Raw genomic sequence first — 14,296 nt, 5'->3', positions numbered from 1 at the left:
CAGTCTCGTCACGGTCACAGTCCCGGCAGCGAGACGGTCAGCCAGTCCTTGTGGCCGGCGGGCGGGGCCACGAACTGGGCGAGGACGGTGTCCTCGTCGGAGGGCGCACGACCGGAGTCGTCGGCCTCGAGCGCCGCGGTGCGGGCGCGGGCGTCTGCGGTGAGGGTGGCCGCCTTCCGCTCGACGGTCGAGATCGCCTCCTGCAGCCGGTCGATCTCGTGCACGTGCTTGTCGAGCGACTCGGCTGCGGAGTCGTGGAACGACGCGGCCTCGCGCAGGTGGGACGCGCGGTCCTTGATGCGGGTGCGCATGGACTCGGCAGCGCGTCCGTGCCACGGCACGCTCTCCGCCTGGGAGACGAGACGGTCCGCCATGGCGCGGATCTCCAGCCCCTGCTCCCGCAGCTGCATCACGCGCTTGCGCATCGCCGCCGTGTCGCCGTACATGCCACCACCCAATCTCCACTGGCCATCTTCGCTGCATCTTCATCGGCCAACGTCTCGGCCGGCGGCCGCCGGCTTCTTGTTTGCCGGTGCCCTTTCCCGGGAACGGGCGCCGGCAAACCCACGAATGCCGACGACTTCTCCGGGCCGGGTCCCGCTCACCGTAGCGAAGCCTCCACCGCAGAGGTCGTAGCCCGGACGCGCGCCGGTCGCCCGAGGATAGGATCACGATCCCAGCCACCCAGCCAGTGCCGAGCGAGGTGACCGTGACCTTCGATGTCCACCAGCTCGACACCTTCCTGCTGGTGGGCGCGGCTGTCACCCTGCTGGCCATCCTGGCCGTCCGTGTCACGTCGGTCGCCGGGCTCCCCAGCCTGCTGCTCTACCTCCTCATGGGCGTGGCCCTGGGGGAGTCGGGGGTCGGCATCGGGTTCGAGGACGCCAAGCTGGCGCACGCGCTCGGCTTCGGTGCGCTCGCCCTGATCCTGGCCGAGGGCGGTCTGACCACGAGCTGGCGCGACGTGCGTCCCTCGATGCGGCTGGGCGTGTCGCTGGCCACGCTCGGGGTCGCGGTCTCGGTCGCGACCGTCGCGGTCGGCGCCCACTACCTGCTCGGCCTCCCGTGGGAGCTCGCCATCCTGCTCGGCGCCGTGACGTCGCCCACCGATGCCGCGGCGGTCTTCTCCGTGCTCCGAGTCGTGCCGCTGCCGCGCAGGCTCACCGGTGCGCTGGAGGCCGAGTCCGGCCTCAACGACGCCCCGACCGTGGTCCTCGTCGGCCTCATCTCCACCGGTGCCCTCGCGGAGAAGGGCATCGCCACCATCGGCGGCATCATCGTCTTCGAGCTGGTCGTGGGTGCCCTGTCCGGGCTGCTCTTCGGGTTCGGCGGGGCCTGGGTGATGCGCCGGATCGCGCTGCCGTCGTCCGGCCTGTACCCCCTCGCGGTCATCTGCCTGGCGATGCTCGCGTACGGCGCCGCCGCGGCCATGCACGCCTCAGGCTTCGCCGCGGTCTACGTCGCGGCGCTGGTGCTCGGCAACTCCGAGCTGCCGCACCGGGTGGCCACCCGGTCGTTCGCCGAGGGGGTCGCGTGGCTGGCCCAGATCGGGCTGTTCGTGATGCTGGGGCTGCTGCTCTCACCGGGGCGCCTGACCGCGGAGATCGTCGGGGTGGCCGTCGTGGCCGGTCTCGTCCTCACCTTCGTGGCCCGTCCGCTGTCGGTGCTCGCGGGCGCGGTCGTGAGTCCGATGGGCCGACGTGACCTGGCGTTCATCTCGTGGGCGGGGCTGCGCGGCGCCGTACCCATCGTCCTGGCCACGATCCCGCTGGCCGAGGGCGTCGAGGGGGCCGAGCGCCTCTTCGACATCGTGTTCGTGATGGTCGTGATCTACACCCTGCTGACGGGCCCGACCCTCCCGCTGGCGGCGCGTCTGCTGCGGGTCGCGCGCAGGTCGGAGCCGCGGGGGCTGGACGTCGAGGCCGCGCCCCTGGAGCGGATCGCGGCCGACCTGCTGCAGGTGACGATCAGCCCCACGTCACGGATGCACGGCGTCGAGGTGGGTGAGCTCCGGCTGCCGAAGGGGTCGTCGGTCGCGATGGTGATCCGGGACGGCCAGACGCTGGTGCCCGAGACGCGCACCGTGCTCCGGCACGCCGACGACCTGCTCGTCGTCACACCCCGTAAGTCCCGAGAGGCCACCGAGGAGCGGCTGCGCCAGGTGTCGGCGGGTGGACGCCTGGCCCAGTGGCTCGGCGACGGTGACGGCGACAAGCGCGGCTAGAGCCCCGGCGGGCTGCAGATCGTCGCAGCCGCCGCGCTGGTCACCGTGTCGACGTCCTTGCCGAGCTTCTTGAAGCTGTCGCCCACCACCACGGTCACCCCACGACCCAGGGAGGCGCCGGGCAGGATCTGTGCCCGCTTGAACTGCTGGGCGACGAGCTGCGCGGCGGGGTTCTCCGGGTCGTCCGACCAGACCTGCACCCCCGACACGACGGTGCCCTCGGGCGCGTTGCCGGTGTCGGCGCCGACGAACCCGCGCTCCTCCAGCAGGTCCATCGTCGACCCGGCCAGCCCGTTGTGGGTGCTCGCGTTGTAGACGCTGACCGCGACCTGCTCGCGGACGACGGACTCGCCTGCCTTGACGGGCGTCGGCACGCACAGCGGCGGATCGGCCCGCTCGGGCAGCGGCTCGGTGGCCGCCTTCCAGCCCCACGCCGTCGCGAGGACCAGGATGAGACCGAGGACGACCAGCGTCAGCAGCGACCTCCCGCGGGCGAGCATCAGCCCTCCAGGGTGTGGACGCGGGCGTGCAGGACGTTGCGCTGCTGGAGCGCGGCGCGCAGGGCCCGGTGGAGCCCGTCCTCGAGGTAGAGGTCGCCCCGCCACGAGACCACGTGTGCGAAGAGGTCGCCGAAGAACGTGGAGTCCTCGTCGAGCAGGGCCGCGAGCTGCAAGGTGTCCTTGGTGGTGACCAGCTGGTCGAGTCGCACCTGGCTCGGGGGCACCGCCGCCCATTCACGGGACGACAGCCCGTGCTCGGGGTAGGGACGGCCGTCGCCGACGCGCTTGAAGATCACGCGGCGACTATAACGACGTACGCCGCAGGGACTCACGTCGCGCACGTCGGTCGCCCGTGCCCGTCGCACGAGGCCGGCAGCACGGTGAAACGTCTAGGCTGCGCCGCATGACGCGGACGCCCGAGACCATCGCCGAGGCCGTCGCACCGGGCTACGAGTTCGAGGGCACCGCCCTCGAGCTGGGTGGGCTGATGCTCGACGCCACCCAGCTGTCCGACGTCCGCATCCGGATCCCGCTGGGCATGCTCAACCGGCACGGCCTGGTCGCCGGCGCCACGGGCACCGGCAAGACCAAGACGCTCCAGCTCCTGGCCGAGCAGCTCAGCACGCACGGCGTACCCGTGTTCGCCGCCGACATCAAGGGGGACCTCTCCGGGCTGTCGGCGGCCGGTGAGCCCGGCGAGAAGATCTCGTCGCGGGCGGCCTCGGTGGGCCAGGAGTGGACCGCCACCGGCTTCCCCGTGGAGTACTACGCGCTCGGCGGCCAGGGCACCGGCATCCCGCTGCGGGTGAGCATGACGTCGTTCGGCCCGATGCTGCTCAGCAAGGTGCTCGGTCTCAACGACACCCAGGAGTCCAGCCTGGGCCTGATCTTCCACTACGCCGACAAGGCCGGCCTGCCGCTCCTCGACCTCGCGGACCTGCGTGCCGTGGTGGGGTTCCTGACGAGCGACGAGGGCCGGGCCGACCTCAAGAGCCTCGGCGGCCTGTCGTCCGCGACGGCCGGGGTCATCCTGCGCGAGCTCATCGCCTTCGAGGACCAGGGTGCCGATGCGTTCTTCGGTGAGCCGGAGTTCGAGTCCAAGGACCTGCTCCAGACCACGGCCGACGGCAAGGGGCTCATCAGCCTGGTCGAGCTGCCCAACCTGCAGGACCGGCCGGCGATCTTCTCGACCTTCCTGATGTGGCTGCTGGCCGACCTCTTCCACGACCTGCCCGAGATCGGCGACGTCGACCGGCCCAAGCTGGTGTTCTTCTTCGACGAGGCGCACCTGCTCTTCAAGGACGCGTCCGACGCGTTCCTCGACCAGATCGCGCAGACCGTGCGGCTGATCCGCTCCAAGGGCGTCGGCGTCTTCTTCGTCACGCAGAGCCCGACCGACGTGCCCGACGACGTGCTGGCCCAGCTCGGGTCCCGCGTCCAGCACCAGCTCCGGGCGCACACCCCGAACGACGCGAAGGCCCTCCGGCAGACCGTCGACACCTACCCGAAGTCCGCCTACGACGACCTCGGCGAGGTGATCACCAGCCTCGGGATCGGCGAGGCCGTCGTGACGGTGATGAACGAGCGCGGGGCGCCCACCCCGGTGGCCTGGACCCGGCTGCGGGCGCCCGAGTCGCTCATGGGTCCGGCCGATCCCGTCGAGATGCAGCGCACGGTCGAGGCCAGCCCCCGCTTCGCGACGTACAGCCAGGTGGTCGACCGCGACTCGGCCCACGAGAAGCTCGCTGCCCGGCTCGAGGACGGTGCACGCAAGGCCGCCGAGGACGCCGAGGCCAAGGAGCGGGCCCGCGACGTGAAGGTCGAGCGCTCGCGGAAGCCGGCACCCAAGGCCGACGACAGCATCGTGATGGACGTCGTGAAGTCGGGCGCCTTCAAGGACTTCATGCGCACGGCGGCCCGCGAGATCGCCCGGGGCATGTTCAAGTCCGGCCGCCGCTGACCCTCACATCGTGGGTTCGGTCCAGGCCAGCTGCACGACCTCCGTGCCCCGGTCGCGGGTGACCAGCCGGGCTCGGCCGGGCTCGGCCTGCTGGGGCCGGACGTTCCCGATCAGCATGCCCTCGTCGCGCGGACCCGAGAGCATCACTCCCGGCATGGCGAGGTCGCGCATCGACTGGATCACCGGGTCGTAGAGCGCCCGCGACGCGCCGCCGGCGCGCCGGGCGACCACGACGTGGAGGCCTGTGTCCCGGGCCTGGGCCATCAGGGGCTGAAGCACCTGGACGGGCGAGCCCTGAGAGGTCGCCACCAGGTCGTAGTCGTCGATGACGACGTAGACCTCGGCACCGGTCCACCAGGTGCGGGTGCGCAGCTGCTCCGGCGTGACATCGGGTCCGGGGATGCGGTTCTGCAGGTACGCCGCGATCTCCTGCATCACCGGGGTGGCCTGCGTGGAGCTGGTGAGGTAGTTCAGCAGGTACTCGTCGGGCACCTCGCCCAGCAGGGACCGGCGGTAGTCGACCACGACGATCTGCGCTTCCTTCGGCGTCCGCGTGCGCATGATCTCCTGGACGTAGTTGCGCAGCAGGGCGCTCTTGCCCGACTGGCCGTCGCCGAAGATCAGCAGGTGCGGCTCGCCGTCGGTGTCGAGGGTCGCCGGCGCGAGCTCCTTCTCGTTGATCCCGAGGATGAGCTGCTTGCCCAGCTGGTCGCGGCGGGCGGCGTCCTCGCGGATCGTCTCGAGGGTGATGAGCTCGGGCAGCAGTCGCAGCTTGGGGCCGGCCGGGCCGTGCCAGGCCGCTTGGCTGCGCTTGATGAGGTCGTCGACGCCCTCGCCGAGGTTCTCGGGATTGGGCGTCCCGTCGATGCGGGGCAGCGCGCCGAGGAAGTGCAGCTTGCCGGGCACCAGGCCGCGGCCCGGCCGGCCCGTCGGCACGAGCGCGGCGACCTTGCGGTCGATCTCCGAGTCGAGCGGGTCGCCGAGCCGCAGCTCGAGCCGTGAGCCGAGCATGTCGCGCATGGCCGCCCGGAAGTCGGCCCAGCGGGTGGCGCCGACGAGGAGGTGCAGGCCGAAGGTGAGGCCCCGGCCGGCGAGCTGCTGGATCTCCAGCTCGAGGTCGTCGAACTCCGCCCGCAGCGTGCCCCAGCCGTCGACGACCAGGAACACGTCGCCGTACCCGTCGTCGGCCCGACCCGCGGCCCGCCGGCTGCGGTAGGTCTCGATCGAGTCGATGCTCTGCTCGCGGAAGTAGGCCTCGCGCCGGTCGACGATGCCCGTGACCTCCGCGAAGATCCGGCGTACGACGTCGGGCTCGGCACGCGTCCCGACGCCGGCGACGTGCGGCAGCCGCGCCAGCGGGGTGAACGTGCCGCCGCCGAAGTCGAGGACGAAGAACTGCGACTCCAGGGGCGTCGTGGTCAGCGACATGCTGGTCACGATCGAGCGCAGCATGGTGCTCTTGCCGGTGCGCGGGCCGCCCACCACGGCGACGTGGCCGGCCGCGCCGGAGAGGTTGAGGGTCATCGTGTCGCGGCGCTGCTCGCGGGGCCGGTCGACGGTGCCAAGCGGCACCACGAGGCCTCCCATCGAGCGCCAGTGCGGCGAGACGAGGCCGAGCTCGGGGTCCTCGACCAGGTCGGGCATGAGCACGTCGAGCGTGTCGGGCACGTCGAGCGGCGGCAGCCACACCTGGTGGGCGGGCATGCCGTGGCCGACCATCCGGGAGACGGCGAGGTCGAGCAGCGACGGCTGCTCGCCCTCCTTCTGGCGGGCGGCCGGTGCCTCCTCGACCACCTCCGGCTCGAGCGGCTCCAGCGCCTGCACCTCGGAGATCGTGAACGGCAGGATGCCGCGGACGTGTCCGCCCTCGTCGCGGACCACGCGGGTGCGACCGCTGGGCGGACCCGAGACGTACGCCGCCTTGAACCGCAGCAACGTCGACTGGTCCGGCTTGAGGTAGCCCAGGCCGGGGACGGCCGGCAGCTCGTAGGCGTCGGGCACCCCGAGCACCGTGCGGGACTCGCCGGCGGAGAAGGTGCGCAGGCCGACGCGGTAGGAGAGATGGGACTCGAGCCCGCGCAGCCTGCCCTCCTCGAGGCGCTGCGAGGCGAGCAGCAGGTGGATGCCCATCGACCGGCCGAGTCGGCCGATGGCGACGAAGAGGTCGATGAACTCCGGCTTCGCGGTGAGCATCTCGGAGAACTCGTCGACGCAGACGAACAGCGACGGCAGCGGCGCGAGGTCCTCGCCCGCGGCCCGTGCCTTCTCGTAGTCACGGACCGAGGCGTAGTTGCCGGCCGCACGCAGCAGCTCCTGGCGACGCACCATCTCACCCGACAGCGCGTCCTGCATGCGGTCGACGAGCGTGAGCTCCTCGGAGAGGTTGGTGATGACGGCCGAGACGTGCGGCATGTCGGACATGCCGGCGAAGGTGGCGCCACCCTTGAAGTCGACGAGCACCATGTTGAGCTGCTCGGGCGGGTGGGTCATGGCCAGGCCGAGCACCAGCGTGCGCAGGAACTCCGACTTTCCGGAGCCGGTGGCGCCGATGACCAGGCCGTGCGGGCCCATCCCCTGCTGGGCGGACTCCTTGATGTCCATGTGGATCATCGAGCCGCCCTCGCCCAGGCCGATCGGGACCCGCAGCCGGTCGCGGGCCGGCCGGGGACGCCACGACGTGGTCGGGTCGAACGTGTGCACGTCGCCGAGGCCGAGCAGGTCCATGAAGTCGGAGGGGCCCATGATCTCGCCGCCGCTGGAGTCGTCGCTGCCCGACGTCACCACGTGCAGCGGGGAGAGCCGGCGCGCGAACGCCTCGGCGGTCGCCAGGTCGCACTGGTCGACGAGCGCCTTGACGGGCTCGGCCCGGAGCCGGATGGCGTGCACGGGGAACTTGCCGCTCTGCTCCGGAGCCCCGGTGAACTCCAGGCGCAGGCGGCTGGGGTCCTCCAGCTCGTCCCACCGGACGGGCAGGTCGAGCAGGGTCACGCCGTGCAGCCCGTCGGGGGGTACGACGTGGTTGCCGGGCGGCAGGTGGCCGCCGTCGATCACCAGCAGGATATGGGGAGTGGCCGGGCGCTCGTCGGCGCCGAAGCGGGGCCGCTCGCTCAGGTCGGGTGGCAGCAGGGCGCCGAGGTCGTCGAGCGACGTCGTGACCATCCGCATCGGGCCGACCGCGTCGGACTCCTGCGCGCTCTGGGCGTGCGGCAGCCACTTGATCCAGTCCCAGTGCGTGAGGTTGGCCTCCGAGGTCAGCACGGCCACGATCAGCTGCTCGGGATTGTGGAAGGCGGTGGCCGAGCAGATCATCGCCCGCGCCAGGGAGCGGGCCTCCTCCTCCGAGCCGCAGACCTCGACGCGGTCGAAGGCGCGCAGGTCGATCGACGCGGGCAGGTTCGGCTGCAGCCGGTGCACGACGAGCAGCCGATGCAGCGCCGACGCCGCGGCCGGGTCGACCTGGTCGATGGGCGCCGACTCGGGAGGCACCAGCTCCAGCGAGAGCGGCTGGGCGCACAGCCCGTAGCGGACGTGCAGGAAGTTGGGGTCGCTCGGCCCGTGCTCCCACAGTCGCTGCCGGTCCTCGGCCAGGGCGGGCAGGGCGCTCGGGTCCGGGTGGTGCCAGGTCAGCGCCCGGCGCTGCTGGGTGGCCGCGTCGCGGGCGATCTTGCGGATGTTGGTGAGGTAGCGCAGGTACTCCGTGCGGGAGCCGGTGACCTGCTGGGCGCGTTGCTTCCGCTGCCGGTCAATCTGCACGACGATGAATCCGAGGGTGGCGAAGAGGAACATGCCCGCGGCGATGAAGCTGCGACCGCGGCTGGCGCCGGTGCCGCCCATGGTCGCCACCATCACGATGGAGCCCAGGCTGCCGAGCATCGGGATGGCGTTCATCAGGACGCCGGAGGCGCCCTCGTTCTCCTGCAGCTGCGGGGGCGGCTGCAGCACGATCTGGCCGCCGGGCATCTCTGGTTGGTCGAGTCGCTGTCCACTACGCAGTGCAGTACTCACTCGTCCCCCTCAGCATTGCCCGTCGCGGAGATGATAGGTGGATCCAAATGGCAAGGACTACTCTGCTCTCCGACGCGCAGGGGGATCGGCGAAGGGGGACGCGTGGCTGAGTCGCAGCCGGTGCTTGCCAACGCATCGACGATGGTGCTCAGCGTGCACGGTCCCGCAGGTGTCGTCGACCTGATGGTTCCCGGTGGCGTCACCGCGCACGACGTCGCCCGCGAGTACGCCCGCCAGTCCGGCCTCACCGCCATCCCGCTGCTGCAGACCGCCCTCGGCCAGCTGATCCCGGCCGACCGCCTGCTCACCGACGCCGGGGTCGAGTCGGGCGACGTGGTCGTCGCGGCGACGGGGTTCCACCGGCCCCGCAGCTCCACCCGCGACGCCGCCCGCTCCCGCGCCGGCGAGCCGGGCCCGCTGTCGGCCGTCGGCTGTACGGCGGCCGCTCTCGCCGCCGCCCTGGCCGGCCTGTTCGCGACGACCATCGAGTCCGACACCACGCGGGTCGCCGTAGCCGGCGGTCTCCTCCTCACCGGCCTCCTCGCCACCCTGCCGGTCGGCAGCCATGCCCGGCACCGGGTCGTCGCCGCGCCGGCGTTCGCTGCCGCGGCCGCCCTCGCGTACGTCGGTCCTGCGGGCTACCAGATACCCGGCATCGTGGCGGCGTGCGCCCTGGCCGCCGCCGTCATCGCCGCCGTCGGCCGGGCCTGGTCGCCCGGCAGCGACGAGGCGCTCACGGTCTGGATCGTCGTGTCGTCCGTCGTCGCCAGCGTCACCGGACTGACCGTGTTCACCGAGTTCGAGCCGCGAGTGGGCTGGGCCATCCTGCTGACGCTGGCGATGCTCGGCGCGCGCTTCGCCCCCGTCTTCGCCATCGACGTGCCTGACCATGCGCTGATCGAGATGGAGAAGCTGGCGGTGACGGCGTGGTCGGCCCGCGACGGAGTGACCAACCGGCGCGGCCGGATGATCGTGCCCGAGTCGGCCATGAAGAAGCTCGTGGCGAGCGGCACCCGGATGATCACCGCCTCCGCGGCCGCGATCCTCGTCGTGGTGTGCATCTCCGTGCCGCTGCTGCTGCAGACCGCCGTGGTCGACGTCGACCGCATCGGAGCGCGCTGCCTGGTGTTCTTCGCAGGCGCAGCCATCCTGGCGGTCGCCCGCAGCTACCGGCACGCCGCGGCCCGCGCCCTGCTCCGCCTCGCCGGACTCGTGTGCTGGGCGGTGTTCTTCGTCGTCATCCTGCGGATCGCCAGCCCGGCTCAGCAGGCCGGCATCGTGGCGGGCGCGGTGACCATCGGCCTGGTGTGCGTCGCGGCAGGTGTCGCGACCGGTCGTGGCTGGCGTTCGGTGTGGTGGTCGCGCCGCGCCGAAGTCGCCGAGGTGATGGCCGGGGCGTTCGGGATCGGGGCCGCGGTCGTGGCCTCCGGGCTCTTTCGTGCCCTGTGGGAAATGAACTCGTGATGTTTAGGGGTCTGGCGCCCGGGTAGACCGATGTTGTCCGGGGGGTCGGGACGTCTCCCCGGGACAACCGCAACACAGATGTGAATTCAACGCACAGTTGAACCAGCCAGTCCAACAAACAGTCTCTGGTGGCCACGGTGGTCGCTTAGGGGGAAGGAAACGAAATGTCTGAAAACGGAGCCGCCGGTCTCAGCCAGACTGAGAAGGCGCTGTCCCAGGCGGCCGACAAGGTGGCCACGGCCCGCCAGGACGTCACGAAGCTGAACCAGAACCTGAGCGGTCAGATCCAGGGGATGGGCATGAAGTGGGGCGGCCAGGGCGCGACCGCGTTCCACAACCTCCACAACGCGTGGCAGGACAAGGCCAACAAGATCGTCACGGCGCTGGACCAGTTCCAGCAGTCCCTGCTCGACACGGAGAAGGACAACACCAACACCGACCTGTCGCAGGCTGACGCTTCCACCCGCCTCCTCGACCGCCTCAACTGAAGCCTTCACAGACAAGGAAACTGATCATGGGATTCGACGGAATCAAGGTCGACCACGGCGCCCTCGACGAGGCCAGCCAGAACCTGCTCACCGCCGCCAAGAACATCGACGGCCGCCTGAACACCCTCGAGGACGAGCTCAAGCCGCTCCGCGAGAACTGGACCGGTTCCGCCAAGGAGTCGTACGCCGTCGCCAAGCAGACGTGGGACCAGGCCATCGCCGAGATGATCCTGCTCCTGCAGGACGTCGGCAACGCCGTCTCGATGTCGAACGGCGAGTACAAGTCGGCCGACCAGCGCGGCGCGAACCGCTTCTCCTGAACCACCACGCCAGTCGATCGAGGTCGGTCACCCAGCTGGGTGACCGACCTCTTTCATTTCCGTCATTCCACGACCGGTCCGGCGCCCCCGGCCTACCGTTGTCGCCTCCGCACTGTGACCACGAGGAAGCCAGATGTCTGCCACGCCGGGCGGCGACAACCGTCCCGAGAACATCAACCTCCACCGCGAGGACGTCGATGCGATCGCCAAGGACCTGCGCGTGAGCGCGGATGCCGTGGCGACCCAGATCGAGAAGATCCACACCAGCCTAGCCAGCTTCGGCGACTTCCCCTGGGGTCGTCAGCTGGCGCAGACCCACAGGCTCGCCCACGAGGGTGCGGTCGACACCGCGTCGAGCTTCCGGACCAACCTCCACGGGTTCAGCGACGGTCTCGACGCCGCCGTGCAGGACCTCGAGGACACCGACCAGCTCAACAGCGCGCACTTCGTGGCCATCGCCCGTGCCGATCGCGGGGAGTGGAAGGGGGATCGCCATGACCGGTCCTAACGAGACCGCCCTCCGGGCGGCTGTCGCCGGCGCCCGCCCGGGTGCGCTGACCAACTCAGCCTCGGTGTGGAAGGCGTCCATCGCCGACCTCGAGGCCGCCTCCCTGTCGCTGGGCGATGGGATCAGCGGGCTCGACCGGGGCTCCATGATGGGACCGGGTGCCCGGGCCGGGGCGCTCGCCGCCTTCACCGAGATGCGCAGTCACCTCTCCGACCAGACCACGGTCCTGCAGCGGACCGCCGCGGCACTCGACGACGCGGGCCAGGCGCTCGACCAGGCGTGCGCGTTCGTCGACAACATCGAGACGACGCACCCCGTCTCCGCTGCGCCGGGGACCTTCACCCCCGACCCGACCAGGACCGTGGCCCAGAACCAGGCCGCGCGGGACGCGCACAACCAGAAGCAGGGCGACCACGACACCGCGGCCGCGGCTCGGGAGGAGCGGTGCCGGGTCGAGCTGGCGAAGCTCGACACCGCCTACCGGCAGGCCGACCACGCCATCCGCACCTCACACGACCTGCCCCTGCCGCCCGTCGGCGACGGCGACGGCGACGGGGACCCGGGCGGGCCGTCGTACCCGCCGGGCCACCCCCCGCGGCACCCCGGCCTGCCGCCCGGCACCTCCGAGCAGCCTCCGCGCACGCCGCCGGGCATCCCGCTGCCGCCCGGGCACCCGGGCCACCCCGGGGAGTCCGGCCCACCGGTGCCTCCGGGCTCGGGCGAGCCGGTGCCGCCGTGGCGTCCCGGCGAGGGCCGCGGCGACGGGGGGCTGGACGACGGACGGGGCGTCCACCGCCCGCCCGAGGTCGTCCGCACGACAACCGTGGGCGGCACGACGGAGAGCGGCCACCGCTGGTATCCCCTCGATCCCGACCTCGCCGAGCGCAGCGGCCGGCCGGGCAGCGGCGCCGCCAGCACTCCAGCCGCAGGCGGGGCGTCCGGTGCCCTGGCCGGGGGAGCGGGACTCGCCGGGAGCGGCCTCGCCGCCGGCTCGGTGCGCGGGGCCACGGGGCCGGGACGCCTGGCAGCGGGCGCTGCCGGGACGATCGGCGGAAGTCGGAGCGCGGCCCCTTCCGGCGCCCTCGGCCGAGGCGGCGCCCTGGGAGCCGCCGGCGCCGCGGGAGCGGGTGGCGGCCGCGGTGGCACCGGGGGTCGCTCCGGAGCCGGCGCTGCCGGCGGTCGCTCCGGGAGGTCCGGTGGGGGCTCCCGCGTGGGCGCGGGTGCAGGTGGGGCCGGTGGCCGGTCCGGTCGCCGTGACGACGACGAGGCGCCGGTCCACGACTCCCTGGAGTCGGAGCAGGACTGGCTCGACGAGGACGGCGCCGGACCCGGCGTCATCAGGTAGCAGCACGTCCGGATCCCCGGCGCGCGACAGGTAGGCTGCGGGCCGTCGGGGGCCGTCCGTACGCGACGGGCAGCAGGAGAACGGTGGGGTACACACGATGAGTCAGACGGCCGCGAGCACGTCCGGTCTGGTCAAGGTCACGGTCACCTCCGGGACCCGGCGGGTCGACCTGGTGCTGCCGGCCGCCGTACCGGTGGCCGAGCTGGTGCCCGAGCTGGCCCGGAGCGTCGGGCTTCTCGACGCCTCCACGGTCTACGGCGGCTACCGCCTCGTCGCGCAGGACGGCCGGCAGCTGATGAACGACGCCGGCCTGTCGATCCAGGGCGTGGAGGACGGTGGCGTGCTCACCGTCGCTGTCGGGGTCAACGACGAGGCACCCCGGGTCTACGACGACGTGGTCGAGGCGATGGCCGACGTCGTCGAGCACGAGCTCAGCCCGTGGGAGCCGGCCGCCGGCCGGCGTACGGCACTCTCCGCCGCCGCCCTGCTGCTCGGCCTGGGCGCGCTGGCACTGCTCATGCAGGGCGAGAGTCTGCTCGGAGGCGTGGCCTCCGGGGTGGCCGCAGTGCTGCTCGTCGTGGGCGCGATCGTGCTCGCCCGCTCCCAGAAGGAGCCCGAGGCGGGCGTCGTAGTGGCCCTGCTGGCCACCGTCTACGCCGTCGTCGCCGGCCTGGTGCTCGCGCCCGGCAGCCTGCCCGGCTGGTCCTGGCCGCTGCCCGACGCCCTCTTCGGAACCCCGCTGGCCTGCGCCGGACTCGCCGTCCTGGCTGTCGGCATCGTCGCTCTCGTCGGGCTGAGCGAAGGCCGCGCCCTGCTCATCCCCGCCATCGTGGTGGGCGGCATCCTCACGGCCACCGGCCTGGCCATGCAGGTCGTGGACTTCGACCCCGCGGTGGTGCTCACCATCGTGATGACGGTCGTGGTGCTGCTCGGCAACATCTTCCCGTGGCTGGCGCTCGGCGCCACCAGCACCCGCGTCGACCAGATCTTCAGCCTCGCCGACATCACCTCCGACCCTGACGAGATCGACGCCGACCGCGTCGGCGCCGACGCCAAGGTCGCCCACGAGATCCTGCTGGCGGTCGCCGCCACGGTCGGCGTGCTGCTCGTGCTGGTCGCGCCGTTCGCCGTGGGGCTGGGCGTCTCCGGCACCATCCTCGCGATCGTCTGCGCGCTCGCCGTCATGCTGCGCACCCGCCAGTACCGCACCGGCTCCGAGGTCCTCGCCGGCCTCGGCTCGGGCATCGCCGGGCTCGTCTCGGTCGCGGTCTCGATGCTCCTGCTGCACGAGTCGTGGCGCCCTGGTGCGGCCGTCGCACTGGCCGTCGTGGGCGCCGTGCTCCTGGTCCTGACGCTGGCGCCGGTCTCGCCGTCCGTACGCCGTGGCCGGCTCGGCGACGTCGTCGAGAGCATGGCGCTGCTGTCGCTGCTCCCGCTGCTGGTCCTGGCCATCGGCCTGTTCGACAAGATCCGGGGCTGATC

12 protein-coding genes are annotated in these 14,296 nt (G+C 72.1%); 8 read left to right on the top strand and 4 right to left on the bottom strand.

Features of this window, described 5'->3' with window-relative positions; all coding sequences use genetic code 11:
• Positions 1 to 14 precede the first annotated feature (14 nt).
• On the bottom strand, positions 15 to 446 hold the full coding sequence (locus ACP7BP_RS04775; RefSeq protein ID WP_426242981.1) for a hypothetical protein: 432 nt from the start codon (positions 444 to 446) through the stop codon (positions 15 to 17).
• A gap of 263 nt (positions 447 to 709) precedes the next feature.
• Between ACP7BP_RS04775 and ACP7BP_RS04770 the strand changes: the two genes are divergently transcribed.
• Positions 710 to 2,224: a potassium/proton antiporter gene (locus tag ACP7BP_RS04770; RefSeq protein ID WP_426242980.1), complete on the top strand. Its 1,515-nt coding sequence runs from the start codon at positions 710 to 712 to the stop codon at positions 2,222 to 2,224.
• Here the strand turns inward: ACP7BP_RS04770 and ACP7BP_RS04765 are convergent.
• Together ACP7BP_RS04765 and ACP7BP_RS04760 are read right to left on the bottom strand one after the other, a co-directional pair.
• Positions 2,221 to 2,724 (bottom strand): LytR C-terminal domain-containing protein, encoded by a 504-nt coding sequence (locus ACP7BP_RS04765; RefSeq protein WP_426242978.1) that lies wholly within the window; start codon positions 2,722 to 2,724, stop codon positions 2,221 to 2,223. The genes ACP7BP_RS04770 and ACP7BP_RS04765 overlap by 4 nt on opposite strands.
• Positions 2,724 to 3,020 (bottom strand): type II toxin-antitoxin system VapB family antitoxin, encoded by a 297-nt coding sequence (locus ACP7BP_RS04760; protein ID WP_426242977.1) that lies wholly within the window; start codon positions 3,018 to 3,020, stop codon positions 2,724 to 2,726. The genes ACP7BP_RS04765 and ACP7BP_RS04760 overlap by 1 nt, the downstream gene beginning before the upstream one ends.
• A 107-nt stretch (positions 3,021 to 3,127) precedes the next feature.
• On the opposite strand from ACP7BP_RS04760, the gene ACP7BP_RS04755 reads away from it, so the two are divergent.
• Positions 3,128 to 4,684, top strand: coding sequence for a helicase HerA-like domain-containing protein (locus ACP7BP_RS04755; RefSeq protein WP_426242976.1), 1,557 nt, complete (start codon positions 3,128 to 3,130; stop codon positions 4,682 to 4,684).
• Between the two features lie 3 nt (positions 4,685 to 4,687).
• Here ACP7BP_RS04755 and eccCa read toward each other — a convergent pair whose 3' ends face one another.
• A complete protein-coding gene (gene eccCa / locus ACP7BP_RS04750; protein WP_426242974.1) occupies positions 4,688 to 8,689 on the bottom strand; it encodes a type VII secretion protein EccCa in 4,002 nt (1,333 codons plus the stop codon).
• A gap of 102 nt (positions 8,690 to 8,791) precedes the next feature.
• On the opposite strand from eccCa, the gene ACP7BP_RS04745 reads away from it, so the two are divergent.
• From ACP7BP_RS04745 to eccD, 6 genes are all read left to right on the top strand, one after another.
• Entirely contained in the window at positions 8,792 to 10,153 is a 1,362-nt protein-coding gene (locus ACP7BP_RS04745) for a hypothetical protein (RefSeq protein ID WP_426242972.1), read from the top strand.
• Between the two features lie 164 nt (positions 10,154 to 10,317).
• Positions 10,318 to 10,641, top strand: a complete 324-nt coding sequence (locus ACP7BP_RS04740; RefSeq protein ID WP_426242970.1) for a WXG100 family type VII secretion target — start codon at positions 10,318 to 10,320, stop codon at positions 10,639 to 10,641.
• 26 nt (positions 10,642 to 10,667) lie between these two features.
• A complete protein-coding gene (locus ACP7BP_RS04735) occupies positions 10,668 to 10,961 on the top strand; it encodes a WXG100 family type VII secretion target (RefSeq protein ID WP_426242968.1) in 294 nt (97 codons plus the stop codon).
• 133 nt (positions 10,962 to 11,094) lie between these two features.
• Positions 11,095 to 11,469 (top strand): hypothetical protein, encoded by a 375-nt coding sequence (locus ACP7BP_RS04730; RefSeq protein WP_426242966.1) that lies wholly within the window; start codon positions 11,095 to 11,097, stop codon positions 11,467 to 11,469.
• A complete protein-coding gene (locus tag ACP7BP_RS04725) occupies positions 11,456 to 12,814 on the top strand; it encodes a hypothetical protein (RefSeq protein WP_426242964.1) in 1,359 nt (452 codons plus the stop codon). The genes ACP7BP_RS04730 and ACP7BP_RS04725 overlap by 14 nt, the downstream gene beginning before the upstream one ends.
• A 97-nt stretch (positions 12,815 to 12,911) precedes the next feature.
• Positions 12,912 to 14,294: a type VII secretion integral membrane protein EccD gene (eccD, locus tag ACP7BP_RS04720; RefSeq protein WP_426242962.1), complete on the top strand. Its 1,383-nt coding sequence runs from the start codon at positions 12,912 to 12,914 to the stop codon at positions 14,292 to 14,294.
• The last annotated feature ends 2 nt before the right edge of the window (positions 14,295 to 14,296 follow it).

It is taken from the genome of Nocardioides sp. LHG3406-4, from assembly GCF_049897745.1.
Classification (GTDB): Bacteria; Actinomycetota; Actinomycetes; order Propionibacteriales; family Nocardioidaceae; genus Nocardioides.
This window is presented reverse-complemented; position numbering and strand designations above follow the sequence as displayed.

Bases quoted from the DNA above. Each gene is read 5' to 3' on its own strand.
- eccD (WP_426242962.1), top strand. From the start codon at position 12,912: ATGAGTCAGACGGCCGCGAGCACGTCCGGTCTGGTCAAGGTCACGGTC.
- ACP7BP_RS04765 (WP_426242978.1), bottom strand. From the start codon at position 2,724: ATGCTCGCCCGCGGGAGGTCGCTGCTGACGCTGGTCGTCCTCGGTCTC.
- ACP7BP_RS04725 (WP_426242964.1), top strand. From the start codon at position 11,456: ATGACCGGTCCTAACGAGACCGCCCTCCGGGCGGCTGTCGCCGGCGCC.
- ACP7BP_RS04775 (WP_426242981.1), bottom strand. From the start codon at position 446: ATGTACGGCGACACGGCGGCGATGCGCAAGCGCGTGATGCAGCTGCGG.
- ACP7BP_RS04730 (WP_426242966.1), top strand. From the start codon at position 11,095: ATGTCTGCCACGCCGGGCGGCGACAACCGTCCCGAGAACATCAACCTC.
- ACP7BP_RS04735 (WP_426242968.1), top strand. From the start codon at position 10,668: ATGGGATTCGACGGAATCAAGGTCGACCACGGCGCCCTCGACGAGGCC.
- ACP7BP_RS04755 (WP_426242976.1), top strand. From the start codon at position 3,128: ATGACGCGGACGCCCGAGACCATCGCCGAGGCCGTCGCACCGGGCTAC.
- ACP7BP_RS04740 (WP_426242970.1), top strand. From the start codon at position 10,318: ATGTCTGAAAACGGAGCCGCCGGTCTCAGCCAGACTGAGAAGGCGCTG.